Genomic DNA, 14,312 nt, shown 5'->3' with positions numbered 1-14,312 from the left:
GTCCGCTGAATAAGTGGGTATAAGATGAACTTGAGAATGAGGCGGCGAAATGGCTGGGAAGCCCTATGTACCGGGTAATCAGCCATTTTAAAACGTAAGATTCTCAAGTTCACGTTCAATAATTGCTTCATTTAAAGGAGATGTGTCACTGAAGATGAACCAGAATAGGAAGATGGCTACAATTCTCTCCGTTCTAGCAATGGGTTTAGGGCAAATCTATAATCGCCAATACATAAAGGGAATTCTGATGCTCCTATTATATGGTTGTGGGTTATATTACATTATCTTTAACCTGAAAGAAGCATTATGGGGGATCTTTACCCTTGGCGAGAATGCGCAGCACTTAGAGCTTGTCGGTAAAATATATAAGATGGTTCCCGGAGATCATTCGATTTTCCTTATTGTTCAGGCCTTGATTGTCCTATTCGGACTTATTGTCTTTGTTTATATGTACATTGCGAACATTAAAGATGCATATACAACAGGGAAGTCCCGCGAACAAGGGATTACACCCCATACATTCATAGAAACGGTACATTATGTTAATCAGCATAAATTTCCACAGTTCATAATTGCTCTCCCGCTTGTATTTGTATTGTTCTTCACTGTATTGCCTCTAGTATTCTCGGTAATGATTGCTTTTACGAATTACTCTTCGCCAAAGCATCTGCCTCCAGCCAATTTGATAGACTGGATTGGCTTCGATGCCTTTAAAGAACTGTTTACGTTAAGCAAATGGGCCAAGACATTTTATGGAGTATTCACTTGGAATGTCATCTGGGCAATACTTGCAACGCTATCCACATTTTTCGGGGGCTTTGCGGTAGCGCTGCTTGTACAGAATTCGCGTACCCGCATGAAGCCTTTATGGCGCACAATCTATATCCTGCCATTTGCAATTCCGAGCTTTGTCTCCTATTTGGTTATGCGCAACATGTTTAACTCCCAGTTTGGTCCTATTAACCAGTATCTGAAGTGGTTTGGTATACAGGGCCCGTCGTGGCTCTCGGATCCAACTTGGGCCAAGGCAACGGTTCTGCTGGTTAATCTATGGCATGGTTATCCTATATCCATGCTGCTCATTATCGGGATTCTGACCACCATCTCCAAAGAGCTGTATCAGGCTGCGGATGTTGATGGAGCATCGGCATTTCAGCAGTTCAAAATGATCACCTTCCCAAGTGTCATGTTCTCGTTATCTCCGATTCTTATTGGTATGTTCGCTGGCAACGTGAACAGCTTCAGCGCTATATTCCTGTTGACTAACGGTAATCCGGCCAATAGTGAATATCAATTTGCAGGAAGCACGGACATTCTGATCACATGGTTGTATAACTTGACGATGAACCAAGGAAATTACAATTTCGCTTCCGTAATTGGAATCATTATATTTGTCATTCTGGCGACCTTGTCCATTTGGAATGTGCGCCGGACACGTTCGTTTACAGAGGAGGAGATTAACTGATGGTTAGTAAACTGAAACTCAAGAATATGTTCAGCACTGTAGTCCACCATATTCTGCTGGCAGTTATCGCCATTATAACCATCTACCCGGCAATATGGGTTGTGTTAGCCTCCTTTCGGCCAGGGACTGCGCTGTACAGTGAGCACCTGCTTCCTGATCGATTTACAATAGAGCATTACAAGGAACTGTTTAAATCTTTCCCCTTTTCACAGTGGTATGTGAACACACTGAAGATTGCTGTTGTTTCAATGATTTGCAGTACTTTTTTTGTATTGCTGACGGGCTACGCGTTTTCACGGTTCCGTTTTAAGGGGCGGAAAACCTTAATGTCGGGGTTGTTCGTTCTGAATATGTTCCCATCCTTTATGAGTATGATTGCGGTCTATATTTTGCTCCTGAACATGAACTTGCTGAATACTCACTCTGCACTGATATTTGTATATTCCGCAGGGGCAGCTATGGGATATTTGCTTGTTAAGGGTTTTTTCGACACCATTCCAAGGAGTTTGGAAGAAGCGGCAAGAATAGACGGGGCCAACCATTGGATCGTATTCTTTAAAATATTTATGCCATTATCCAAACCTTTAGTTGTGTACTTGGCTGTTACCTCGTTTGCAGCGGCATTTAACGACTTTATCTTCGCCCAAATGGTACTGCGTACCAAGGAGCAGCAAACACTCGCAGTGGGATTGTATAACATGGTAAATACTCAGTTTTCTACGCAGTTTACCATTTTTGCCGCAGGATGCGTATTGGTTGCATTGCCAATTACAATCGTATTTATGTGCTTCCAGCGCTTCTTGGTGGAGGGGCTGACTGCAGGAGCCGAAAAAGGATAACCGTTAAATTGTTTAAGGAAGATTGGAGGAGAAGCAGTTGTTTGATTTGCATACACATCACGAACGATGCGGCCATGCTGTAGGTTTGCTGGAGCGATATATAGAGAACGCAATTTCAAAAGAAATAAAGATTCTTGGAATTTCGGATCATTCACCTTATTTTTTCTCGGAGGAGGACAGACCTTTTCCGGGACTGGCAATGGCCAAAAGTGAATTTTTCAAATACGTAGAAGAAATTATCAGGTTGAAGAAGAAATACGAGGATCGCATTGAGCTGCTGATTGGCGTGGAATCGGATGTTTTTAAAGAGCACATCGATTTATATGGCCAAATCTACAGCCGATTTCCTCTTGACTTTGTAATCGGATCGATCCACTTTACATCCCCATCTTGTATTATGAGAGGGCTGGACTGGAGTATCGCTTCCGAGGAAGAACGTGAAGCAGAGTTCAGGCGGTTTATTGAACTCATACAGCTCACTGTTCAAAGCGAGTGGGTTAACATTATCGGACATATGGACAGGTTCAACCGGGGATATCAGTCATTTACTGATTTGTACAAGCCACATATCGCTCCTACGCTTAAAATGATGGCAGAACGGGGCGTGGCTATGGAAGTGAACACAGGCGGCTTCCGGACGGCTTTAGAGGACTGGTATCCAGCGATGGATGTGATTGAGCAAGCCCACTATTATGGGGTGGAAATTACATTTGGTTCGGATGCTCATAAGCCTGAGCGGGTCGGCAATGAATGGGAGCAGGTTCGTGACACACTGGAACATATAGGCTATAAAAGATGGGTTATTTTTAAACAACGGAAGCCGTATTATTTAGATCTCAAATCCTAGAAATCTGGAGGAGTCCATGAAAAACAGAATGTCAGGTGCGAGATTGCTCGGCAGCCTTAAAAGATCGGTCGGAATAAAACTCTTTTTCATGTTTTTTTGCACTATAGTTGTACTGGTATCCATACTTGGAGTAGCTTCCTACACTGTCTCAAAGAATGTTATTAAGAAAAAGGTTGCTGCAGCCTCGTTGCAAACGGTTGTACAGGCGTCAGACAAGCTGGATTTTTTGTTCGGGGTATATGAAGGCCTTTCAAGACAACTGCTGGTCGATCAAGATTTGGCCGGTCAACTGGTCTCCTTTAATAAACCGCATATTAATACGGCTGAGAAAACAGAGCTGTCGAATGCGGTAGTCGCGAACCTTAACAGCATCGTGGCTTCTGACCAAAAGTTGTTTTCCGTAAGGCTTGTACCCAAGAATATGGATAAAACCAAGATTTTTTATTCCAAAGGCGCGAGTTCGCTCAACATAACAGCCAATAATAAGGTATGGCTAGATAAAGTGGTCGAAGGCAATGGACAGGTCGTTTATATTCCTGTGCATAAGAAGGGCCTGTTTGAGCTGAATACAGAGCCCACCATGATGATCGGAAGATTGCTTAAAAATTTGAACAATAAAGATGCGGAATACATTCTCTTGCTGGAAGTTAAAGATCAAGCGTTAACCGATGTGCTGTCCAATGTTAATATCGCAGAATCGGGACAAATTATGATCCTTAATTACGATAATCATGTGGTTCATGCTGAAGCTGCAGAGCTGCTGGAAAGTGAGTCATCCCTCAAAATTCCCGATAGCGAAACTGCCGAAGAAGGCTCTTTCTTTACCAAAGATGAGCAGGGCAACAGTCAGCTTGTGGTATACAAACAGACTGTATTGTCTAAATGGAAGATGGTAGGCTCTGCTCCAGTTAGTGAACTGGTCAAAGAAACCAAAAACATTATCCAAATCACGATGATTATCGCCATACTCTCTGCACTTTTAAGCATTGGTATTGGAATGATTATGATACGCATGGTAGCTAAACCGCTGGTGAAACTCTCTTCTTTGATGGAAGAAGGGGAAAAAGGAAACCTGTCTGTACGTACGAATTTTAAGGGACAGGACGAAATTGGCCGACTGGGACAAAGCTTTAACCAAATGATGGGACAAATTTCCCTGCTGGTGGGGAAAACCAATGATTCCGCGCAACATGTATTGCAAACCGCATTTGAGTTGTCTGAAGTTTCCCAGAACACTTCCACAATGGCGAAAGAGGTCGCTGTGGCGGTTGAGGAAATTGCACAAGGGGCAATGGGGCTTTCGATGGAAGCAGAGAACGGGATGAATTACGCTGACAACATCGGGATGAATATGAATAAAGTGATTGATATCAATTCAAAGATGGAAGGCTCGGCTGATCGGGTGTATCAAATCAGTAATGAGGGAACCGGGTATATGGGTGATCTCATCACAAAAACGAATTCGACTGAAGAATTGACCAGATCCATGATAGGTAAAGTGGATAAGCTCAAAGACAGCACAAGCTCGATTCGAAAAATTCTGGAAGTGCTCACAACAATGGCCCAGCAGACGAATATTCTGTCCTTGAATGCGTCAATAGAGGCGGTCAGAGCTGGTGCGGCAGGGAAAGGATTTATGGTCATCGCGGATGAGATACGAAAACTTTCGGATCAATCCAAAGTATCGATAAGCGTTGTTCAGGACATTACAAACGATATTCAAAAGGAAGTTGAGGAAACGGTTGATTTATTGCTTACGGCTTCTCCGTTGTTAACCGAGCAAATTCGCTCGGTCAAGGAAGCCTCAACTATCTTTGACAGCGTTCGCGAGGAGATGGGCTTGTTTATCCAGGAAAGTGCTTCATCAACGGCTTCCATCAGGGAGCTGAATCAATCACAGTTCATATTATCCGAATCGATAAGCAACGTAAGCGCGGTGGCAGAGCAATCATCCGCAGCCTCGGAAGAAGTAGCTTCTATAGCGACCGAGCAATTAAAAATTAGTGAGAAGCTGGTGTTCCTTTCCGACAAATTGGAGAATTTGTCAGAGACGCTTAAAGAATCCCTGGTTCAATTCCATACGAATAGGGGAGAGTGAATACGAAGGGAAGTGGAAGTGAATGGGTAGCGCAAGCTCAGCTATATGGCACATCAGCTATTGGGATATGACGCTGCGAATTCTGATGGCCTTATTACTGGGCGGATTGATCGGATTTGAACGGGAAGTCAATAACCATGCGGCCGGATTCCGGACCCACATTCTTGTTTGCGTCGGTTCTGCAACAATTATGTTGTTGTCTATCTATGGATTCAGTGATTTCGCAGATCAGCCCTATGTCAGAATGGACCCTGCAAGGTTAGCGGCTCAGGTCATTACAGGTATCGGATTTCTAGGTGCAGGAGCAATTATTCGCACGGGTTCGTATGTTTCCGGTTTGACTACAGCGGCATCCATCTGGGTTGTGGCAGGCATCGGCCTCTGTGCCGGTGCAGGGTTTTATTTCGGAGCTGTTCTGGCTGCATTTCTTGTACTCGTCAGCTTGTTTGTATTCAATAAGTGGGAGAAATACATGTTGCGTAAATATCGAAAATACGAAATGAACATCAAAATGTATAATAGACAAGACATATTAGCACAAATTGTGGCCGAATTAGGGACCCAAGAGATACAAATTTCTGAAATGCTGGTTCAATCCAACCAAAAGAAGGAAGAAAATCAGCAGCAGGCAGTCCTTGTTCGCTTAAATGTCAAACTGACCCGCGGGGATAAAATTATGAGTGCGGTTAATAGAATCTTCACATTTGAAGATGTACTGTCGATTGAAATACCTAATTTTACCAATCTTTCAAAAGAAACCGTTGATTGGGGTGAATCAACAAAGAGAAAACTGGATTTAAACTGAATATTCATAGTAGAATAAACAGATAGGGAATGTTGTTATAGAAAAAAGTTCTCTCATTTTTCGGGGGTGGTTTAAATCACTACTATAAAAGACGTAGCTCTCCTAGCGGGTGTATCGCCCGCGACTGTTTCCAGAGTGATTACCCAAAAGGGCAATATCGCTAGCGAGACCAGGGCTAAGGTTTTCTCTGCTATGGAGCAAATAAATTATGTGCCGGTACAATCTCAATTACAGAATAAATCCGGAACGATCGGCTTCTCGATTGCAAGAGATCCTAAGGACATGCTCGAGAATCTATTTTTTAGCGATGTGCTGTGCGGAATTTCGAATGCGGCGAAGAAGCTGGATTATAACGTACAATTCTCGCTTTACTATAATGTTGAAGAACAAATCGAGAAGTCGATTCAATTGTTTAAGAAGAACCAGGTAAAGGGATTTATCTTTACAAGCGTGAGGTCTTCGGATAAGGATCTATTGTTGAATAGCATGCAGGAGAACAATATTCCTTTTGTCATGATCGGGAGCAGTCTGAACCACAATGTATTTTCCGTACACAACGACAATATCCGTGACAGTTATATGGCGACCCGATACTTGCTTGATAAAGGATACCGCAATATTTTGTTCCTGACGGCGAACGTGAAGCAGGATTTCACCTATGATCGTATTCACGGCTATCAGAGGGCTATTGAAGAGAGTGCGGAAGAGGCTTCTACGAATATCGTTTACTCCAGTAACGAAGAAGCAGATATAACGAATGCTCTGGACAAAGTTCTCGGAGAAGGAACCAGCTTCGATGCGATCCTGACGATGGAACCTATTGTGTCTCTAATCGCGACGAAATATTGTCAACGCAAGCAGATGAGAGTGCCGGAAGACGTCGGAATGCTTACCTTCAATGATGCAGCCTATTTGGATAAAGTGTCGCCATCAATTACCGGCTTGAACCTCAATCCATCAGTGCTAGGAGCCGAAGCGTTCCAGCTCGTATATGAGTTGATCTATACTAATTCGCCAGCCTTAGTACACAAGAGTGTAACAATTCCCTCGGAAATTATCGAACGGGAGTCCACGAATCGTATTGTTGTTTAGACACGCTGTTCTATCACTACAAAAAAAGAAGCACCTTGCTTGCAGGATTTTTATATTCTGTGAGCAGGGTGCTTCTTTAGTTCAAATATAAGAATTTATATGCTTCACGCTATAAATTATCCTTCTATTTCTCACTGAAACGGATACCGTCCTTTTGAGGACGGCGAAGCCGTTTCCACTTGGCCCGGCTTGAAAGTATGGCAAGAACCCGGATTCTCTTTGCCGTTACCGGAATCCATGTTATTTTGATTGGCAGCAGCCAGTCTCCTTATATCCTTCCAGCACCTTTAGATGCTCCCGCCCCCAGCCACACATATTGTCCAAAAGGGTGCTCAGCGTTTTACCGTGAGCGGAGAGGCTGTATTCAACTTTTGCTGGGATACTGGGGAACACTTTCCGTTCAATTAACATGGCCTCTTCCAGCTCGCGGAGCTGTTTGGACAGGGTCCCCTGCGAGACATCCGGAATGAGGCGCCGCAGTTCACCGAAGCGCTTCGTACCGTCGATTAATAAAATGAACAAAATCAGCGGCTTCCATTTCCCCTCGATCGCTTCGAGCGTTGCCAGCACCCCGTCCAGTCTGGGCTCTTGCAGATTCACGAATCATTTCCTCCTCTTCTTGTAGATGTACTTTTATCATACCGGAATATATTTTTTTCTGCATCCTCCGCAGTCTGCACACCGCCTGAAGGTACGAAAATTCGTACCAGGTACGAATAAAGTGCGTACTGGACGACGACACTCTTTCATTTCATAATGAACAAAAATGTACAGAACCTCGGAGGAGAAGCAGATATGGACTATTGGAATTTAAAAGATAAGAAAGTGGTCATTATTGGAGGGAGCTCGGGTATCGGTTTAGCTACGGCTGTGGCTGCCGCCAAGCTAGGGGCGCAGGTCATCATCGCAGGACGGTCGCAGGACAAGCTGCTTCAGGCGGCGGAGCATGTTAAACAGCAGGCAGGAAACGTTATTGAATTCCATGTGCTGGATAACCGGAATGAAAGTCAGCTGAAGCAGTTTTTTGCGCAAATCGGAACGATTGACCACTTATTTACGCCTGGAGCTGCATATGTTCGCGGTCCGCTCACGGCAGAGCGCGATGTTGCGGTCAGCTGTTTTGAGGGCAAGTTCTGGCCGCAGTACTTTGCAGCTAAATATGCTGCGCCTTATTTGTCAGCAACCGGCTCAATAGTGCTGATGTCCGGAGCATTCAGTCAGCGGCCGCTGGATGGAGGGGCTTCTTACGCCGCGTGCAACGGGGCGATCGAGAGCTTAGGGAAAGCGTTGGCAGTGGAGCTAGCCCCCGCTCGTGTTAATGTCGTCTCACCCGGCACGATCTGGAGAGAGGGACAGGAGGGCAGTGCGCGTGGAGAACATTTTAAAGAATACGAGAAGCTGTCGCTTCTGGGACGTGTGGGCTTTGATGAGGAGGTTGCGCATACAGTACTTTACCTGATGACGAATCCCTTCACTACAGGCAGCACCTTGTTCCCGGATGGGGGTTATCTTTTGCAGTAGGATCATCCTCAAGCGAGAGGGAGCGCTTTGCGGACGGTGGTCCCTTCATGAAGACCGCCCTGAAGCATGATCTGCTCATAGGGGAGGGGCGGGTTAGCGATCCGCCACAACATCCGGTCGACAGCGCGATGCCCGGTTTCCGTCACAGGCAACGTGGGCCGGGCGATATCGGGCAGGATGCCAGGCAATACTGCTTCAGGTTCTAGTCCAATCAGGGAGAAGTCGCCTGGAATGGTATGGCCTGTGATTTGACAGGCCAGATAGGTACGGGTCAGAGCGTCCTGTGAAGCACACACAAAGGCAGTGGGGGCATAACGGATGATCTTTTCCTGCCATTTGCCTGTCCAATCCTCCTGAGGCCCATCCAGCTCAAAGATATGGAAGTCATCTAAGGGGGAGTAATATCAGGGTGTCCCAGCCAGTTTTAAAGGCAACGGCATTGGAACACCCTGATATTACGCTATAGTCGGACTGGACAAAGAGGTTCTCGTGCAGGCTCTGCCGCCTAGTATGAAAGCTCCTGACCGGTAACATCACTTCTATGTGATGCATCTCAGACTTATTGATACAAGTTTGGTATAGCAACTTCCGGGTTCGTATCCGCATCATAGTTGATCTCTGCGTTCTCAAAGCCAAACAACTGGAAGAACTCTCTGCGGTAGCCTTGCAGGTCGGTAAGTTCATTCATATGCTCTGTGGACAAAAGGTTCCAGATGCGGGTTACCTCAGCTTGAACGGCAGGCGACATTTCCCAGTCATCAATACGAATGCGTCCTTCCTCATCCAGCGGAACTTCACCACCTGTATAGAGACGATCTGCAAACAGGCGGTACGTCTGTTCAATACAGCCTTCGTGCAGTTCTAGTTCCTTCATGACTTTGTACAGGACTGAGATGTATAAAGGAACAACCGGCAAGGCGGAACTCGATTGGGTCACCAGCCCTTTACTAACCACGACGAATGCGCGGCCGCCATGAACCTTCATCTGCGCGTTAAGCTCTCTGGCGGTGGCTTCCAGATGATCCTTAGCCCGGCCAATGGTTCCGGAGCGGTAGACCGCATCCGTAAGCTCCGGCCCGATATAGGAGTAGGCTATCGTTGTCGCATCGTCTGCCAGCACACCCGCTTCCCGGAGAGCATTAATCCACAGCAGCCAATCTTCACCGCCCATCACTTTGACCGTGCCGCGGATTTCCTCTTCTGTGGCAGGCTCAATAGATACGGTGCTTACTTCACCGGTATGGAAGTCCACCGTTTTATTCGTGTAGGTGCGCCCGATAGGCTTAAGCGCAGATTGATACACCTCACCGGTCTGCGGATCACTCCGTCGTCCAGTAGAAACACTGTAGACCACAAGATCGACCTGTCCCAGCTTCTGGCGAATCAGCTCAATAGTTCGCTCTTTGGTTTCTTGCGAGAAAGCGTCACCGGCGACACTGTATGACTGCAGGCCTGCTTCTTCGGCAAGCCGTTCAAACGCCGCTGAATTATACCAGCCAGCGGATGCTGTCCGTTTTCCATTTGGACTGCTCTGACGATATACGCCAACTGTGCTTGCGCCCGCACCGAAAGCAGAAGTAATTCGGGAAGCAAGACCATATCCGGTTGAGGCTCCAATTACCAGGACATTACGGGGACCCAGAATCTTCGGCCGATTTGTTATCGCTTGTATTTGCTGCTGAACTTGGCTGGCGCATCCCTCTGGATGTGCAGTTGTGCATATGAAGCCGCGTGTTCTTGGTTTGATTATCATGGTATATGCTCCTCACTTTATGTATATTGACGTGACAGGAAACACTTGTTTGTATTCAATACTTCTCATATGTTTATTACTGCAAATTCGACAAAAATACAATATACTCCCTTTTTATTTCAAATGCACAAAAGGAAGCTATTCCTAAATTTTGAATGGTTTAAAAAAGGGGGAGGGTTATGGCTTTTTGGAATACAGGACCAATTGAAAATAACGCATGAAGTCCTCCGTAGTGAACAATCCGATTCGTCCGAGACAAAATAAATCATTGAGTGAATGATGAAGGATAGTTGAATCAAACAAGGAGCATCTGTGATGCACCGTGATCGTTGGAGTCAGACTAACGGATGGGCTCGTAGGCACCATAGCTTATCCACCTTCTTCTTCCATCCATAGTAGCAGTATAACAGATACATATATTTTCATCATCTGTGGTGCGTCGTTTGCGCTGCATGTATGGCTAACGGGAAAGTACGACAAGTTCTGCTATAAGCACCCGGCGGTGTGAAAAGCAGGAGATTCAAAATTAGGAATCTCAACTTTATAACCGAGGATGGGAATGACGGAACCATGTTTCCCGAAACCATCCCGCCAATACTCCTGCATGCATCATGCCTGACAGAGCATGGGGTGTGAAGTACAGGTGGAGTCGGCAGAACAGAGGCTGAAGCCTCCTCACGGAAAGGTATGCCAATGGATATGCCGCGCGGCTGAAAAACTGGATATGGTGAGAATGTTCATTCTTTTTTTTTTGAACTGACGAACTTCCGAATGTACGGGTCTAAAGTTAGAACGTATGGAAACATGCGGGCCATCAAGCGATGGTGTGAGTGGCGTAAAGTAATAATTTTCCCTATGAAATACGCTATGCTGAACAATGGCAGCTTCCAGCTCACAGGCTTAGAGGAAGCACCTACGTCCTGAATGGATAGCTAGGTTGTAAGGGACTTGGAAAGCAAGGCACGTCGCAACAAGGGCTGTTACCCAAGACGGTTGCAATAAGGCACATGCCGAAATGCATTAAGCCTTGTGAGGGCAGGGGCACGACTGATGAATCTTCTGTAATGGGAGTGGAGGAACAGCCCCAAGTCTAATGGAAAGAACGATCATTCTCCAACGTGAATTGCACCGATCGGGTAGGAACGTGGGAACATCACCTCTACAAGGAGGGATGCCACAGTGCAAGCTCTTCGATACTGGGATTACTACGGCATGACGGACACATTCACAGCGTTATACGATAGTGCCTCGAAAAAGGAAGTTTTCCCGCAACTCTACGACATCATCACATCCAGAAAAAACATCCTCCTCGCCTATCGAATGATGAAATCGAATAAAGGATCGCGGACACCTGGAACCGATGGGAAAACCATTACGGATATCCAAAAGCTATCCGAAGACGAACTAGTCCTTGATATCCAATACAAGTTAAAGAACTACCGCCCCAACAAAGTCAGACGGAAGCGCATTGAAAAGGATAACGGCAAATGGAGACCTCTCGGAATTCCGTGTATTTTGGACCGTATCATTCAGCAGTGCTTTAAGCAGGTGCTTGAGCCAATCGCGGAAGCTCACTTTTATAACCATAGCTATGGTTTCAGACCGTTGCGGTCAACTCACCATGCTATGGCTAGAGTGCAATTTCTAGTGAATCATTCGCAACTCCACTATGTTGTCGACATCGATATTCAAGGCTTCTTTGACAATGTAAATCACGGATTGCTGATCAAGCAGCTATGGAACCTTGGCATTCAGGACAGGCGAACATTAGCATGCATCTCGAAGATGCTAAAGGCAGAAATTGATGGAGAAGGTGTACCTTTCAAAGGAGTTCCACAAGGCGGAATCCTCTCTCCTCTTCTATCCAATATTGTCTTGAACGATCTGGATCAATGGATTGCTGGGCAGTGGGAACTGTTTCCCATGAACGAGTCATACAAGACGAGAACAGGAGAATTGTACGCGAAAAAGCGATCTACTCTGAAAGAAGGATACATTGTCCGCTATGCGGACGACTTCAAAGTTCTCTGCCGAGACTGGAGAACTGCCCACAAGTGGTATCATGCTGTTAAACTGTACCTGAAGGAACGCCTGAAACTGGACATCTCCCCGGAGAAATCGCAGATTGTGAATCTGCGCAAACGGGAGTCCGAATTCCTCGGTTTCACCATCCGTGCGACTAAAAAGGGCAACAAACGAGTGGCGCATACCGGCATTAAAGCCAAAAACAAGCGGAAGATCAAAGAAGAAGCCAAAGCGCGCATCAAGAAACTTAGAGCTTCCCCAACCGCACAGAATGCACTGCTGTTCAATAGCTTTGTTCTAGGGATTCATAACTATTTCAAATGGGCAACCCACGTCAACCCCGAGTTCTCACGTCTTGCCTACGATCTACGTGCCTTCATGTTCAATCGTCTCAAACAGATTGGGAAATACGAACACCCTGAAAACCCGCCGCCAACGTACAAGAAATTCTACAGTCGCGGCTTCAGGACATTTAAATTGGCAAACGTGTATTTATATCCTCTTGCTGATGTGAAGACAAGAAATACCATGAGCTTCAGTCAACAGCTGACCCTTTATACAGCAGAAGGAAGAGAGCAAATCCACCAAAAGCTACGGTCAGATTTGCAACACGAAATTGCTTCATTAATGAAATCCCATATCCCAAGTCGAAGTGTAGAGTACATGGATAACCGAATCAGTCGCTACAGTATGAAAATGGGGAAATGCGAAGTTACAGGCATGTATCTTTCTGCGGCAGATGTTCACTGCCATCATTTTGTACCGCTTCATCTGGGCGGCAACGATAAATTCTCTAATCTTCGTATCCTCCAAAAGGAGGTTCATCGGTTAATCCATTCTACATGCAAGCAGACAATTGACGGGCTCATGGCTAAGCTTGGAATAACTGAATCCATGCAGAGCCTGATCAACCAATACCGCACTAAATGCGGATTGGAACCGATCAGTTTTTTTTTTCCAGAACCTAGAGTAACGGGGAACCAATGATCAAGTAGCTTTCATTAGATGGAACGCCGGATGCCGGGAAACTGGCACGTCCGGTGTGGCGCAGGGGAAAAGCCGGAGATTATATCAAACGCTTACCTATTGCAACCGATAGTTGAAAAAAACCAAACCAACTCGGCAGCCGTCCAAAAGGAACGGCTGCTTTTGATTGAACTAACGGCAGGAGAGTTGAATAATACACAGGTATATAATAGAACAAAGATTAGTTATTGACGGAGGGGTTCTATGATATGTTGACTGAGAAGCAGAGATTACTTTTCGAAAACTTAAAAGGAATTAAAGATACTAATGTTGAATTATCAGTTGCAAGCTTCCACCCTTAATCAAACATTCGATGGACCGATTCCGATGAGGCATATCAATTTCTTCGAAATAAGCTGAACTCCGAAGAAGATCTAAAAGCACTTGCTGTAATTCAGAATGAGCTCGTTGAGCAAGTGATTTATCGCATTATGGAAATGATTGATGGTTATGGTGGGTTGAACTTTGAAGTAGATTTGATCGATCAAGAGACTAAGCAGTCTTTACGAGATGGAATACAATTACACGATAAGTTCATGGATCATTTATACAAAACTGAATGAAAACTATAGTGGAATAGCGGTTGCTTCGGCAGTCGTTATTATTTGTAGTAGCGGGCATGATAGTGGCACCGTTCAGTATGAAAGTGTTTGACTAATTTGAATATCAATCTATAATTATGAAAGGAAATTGGACTTGGACAGGACACAGACAGATTGTCCTGATTTGTGCCCTCCTGAATGGATTGAAATGCCGCCATGCTTCAAAATGGCCGAGGGCTATGAGGAAAACGATAATCGGTATAGCTGTATGTATATTCACAGCAAGCTTCCATAAGTAG

Annotated in this window: 11 protein-coding genes; 8 read left to right on the top strand and 3 right to left on the bottom strand. The window is 45.3% G+C overall.

Annotated elements, in window-relative coordinates:
• Positions 1–199 precede the first annotated feature (199 nt).
• From NYE29_RS27695 to NYE29_RS27670, 6 genes are all read left to right on the top strand, one after another.
• Entirely contained in the window at positions 200–1,465 is a 1,266-nt protein-coding gene (locus tag NYE29_RS27695) for a carbohydrate ABC transporter permease (RefSeq protein ID WP_340898343.1), read from the top strand.
• Positions 1,465–2,304, top strand: coding sequence for a sugar ABC transporter permease (locus NYE29_RS27690; RefSeq protein ID WP_083675727.1), 840 nt, complete (start codon positions 1,465–1,467; stop codon positions 2,302–2,304). The genes NYE29_RS27695 and NYE29_RS27690 overlap by 1 nt, the downstream gene beginning before the upstream one ends.
• A 37-nt stretch (positions 2,305–2,341) precedes the next feature.
• Positions 2,342–3,151, top strand: coding sequence for a histidinol-phosphatase (locus NYE29_RS27685; RefSeq protein WP_076111959.1), 810 nt, complete (start codon positions 2,342–2,344; stop codon positions 3,149–3,151).
• Positions 3,152–3,167: 16 nt separating this feature from the next.
• Complete coding sequence (locus NYE29_RS27680) at positions 3,168–5,249, top strand: methyl-accepting chemotaxis protein (protein WP_083675726.1); 2,082 nt, start codon at positions 3,168–3,170, stop codon at positions 5,247–5,249.
• Between the two features lie 22 nt (positions 5,250–5,271).
• Entirely contained in the window at positions 5,272–6,054 is a 783-nt protein-coding gene (locus NYE29_RS27675; RefSeq protein ID WP_076111957.1) for an MgtC/SapB family protein, read from the top strand.
• A gap of 75 nt (positions 6,055–6,129) precedes the next feature.
• Positions 6,130–7,146 (top strand): LacI family DNA-binding transcriptional regulator, encoded by a 1,017-nt coding sequence (locus tag NYE29_RS27670; RefSeq protein WP_076111956.1) that lies wholly within the window; start codon positions 6,130–6,132, stop codon positions 7,144–7,146.
• A gap of 240 nt (positions 7,147–7,386) precedes the next feature.
• On the opposite strand, the gene NYE29_RS27665 is transcribed toward NYE29_RS27670, so the two are convergent.
• Positions 7,387–7,746 carry a winged helix-turn-helix transcriptional regulator gene (locus NYE29_RS27665; protein ID WP_076111954.1) on the bottom strand — a complete coding sequence of 120 codons (360 nt, stop codon included), beginning with the start codon at positions 7,744–7,746 and terminating at the stop codon, positions 7,387–7,389.
• Positions 7,747–7,941: 195 nt separating this feature from the next.
• On the opposite strand from NYE29_RS27665, the gene NYE29_RS27660 reads away from it, so the two are divergent.
• Complete coding sequence (locus NYE29_RS27660; protein ID WP_076111953.1) at positions 7,942–8,667, top strand: SDR family oxidoreductase; 726 nt, start codon at positions 7,942–7,944, stop codon at positions 8,665–8,667.
• 8 nt (positions 8,668–8,675) lie between these two features.
• Here the strand turns inward: NYE29_RS27660 and NYE29_RS27655 are convergent, their stop codons facing one another.
• Together NYE29_RS27655 and fabV are read right to left on the bottom strand one after the other, a co-directional pair.
• On the bottom strand, positions 8,676–9,035 hold the full coding sequence (locus NYE29_RS27655; protein WP_256718164.1) for a substrate-binding domain-containing protein: 360 nt from the start codon (positions 9,033–9,035) through the stop codon (positions 8,676–8,678).
• Positions 9,036–9,226: 191 nt separating this feature from the next.
• Positions 9,227–10,420, bottom strand: coding sequence for an enoyl-ACP reductase FabV (fabV, locus tag NYE29_RS27650; protein ID WP_076111949.1), 1,194 nt, complete (start codon positions 10,418–10,420; stop codon positions 9,227–9,229).
• A gap of 1,179 nt (positions 10,421–11,599) precedes the next feature.
• On the opposite strand from fabV, the gene ltrA reads away from it, so the two are divergent.
• Entirely contained in the window at positions 11,600–13,432 is a 1,833-nt protein-coding gene (gene ltrA, locus NYE29_RS27645; RefSeq protein ID WP_340893965.1) for a group II intron reverse transcriptase/maturase, read from the top strand.
• The last annotated feature ends 880 nt before the right edge of the window (positions 13,433–14,312 follow it).

Source organism: Paenibacillus sp. FSL M7-1046 (assembly GCF_038007405.1).
Classification (GTDB): domain Bacteria; phylum Bacillota; class Bacilli; order Paenibacillales; family Paenibacillaceae; genus Paenibacillus_AQ.
The sequence above is the reverse complement of the archived record's forward strand: the minus strand, read 5'-3'. Positions and strand labels throughout refer to the sequence as shown.